The 256-nt window shown below is 35.2% G+C and carries 1 protein-coding gene; it reads right to left on the bottom strand.

All coding sequences use genetic code 11. The features are described 5' to 3' along the window. Positions 1-208 (bottom strand): hypothetical protein (locus AAEY83_RS16740; protein ID WP_351060892.1); only part of this gene is annotated, 208 nt, incomplete at its 3' end. Positions 209-256 lie beyond the last annotated feature (48 nt).

Here is a 256-nt window from a genome sequence, read left to right on the forward strand (position 1 = left end):
GTTTAATCTTTTCACTAGAAGGTGCATTAATAAAAAACAACCCAAACCATACTAAAGAGCACAGGCAAATAATGACGAGTAAAGAATAAATCAAAAACTTTTTACTGTTCTTTTTTTGAACTGGTTGAGAAGTAGTTGCAGTAGCTATCTCTTCATTTTTGGCAGAAATACCTGGTGAGTCAGGCAAAATGTTTGCAGGCTCTTTCAAAATGTTTGCTTGCGTTAAACGCTCAGGTATTACTGTTAGGCTATATCC

Source organism: Psychrobacter sp. TB20-MNA-CIBAN-0197, from assembly GCF_040309765.1.
Taxonomy (GTDB): Bacteria; Pseudomonadota; Gammaproteobacteria; order Pseudomonadales; family Moraxellaceae; genus Psychrobacter; species Psychrobacter submarinus.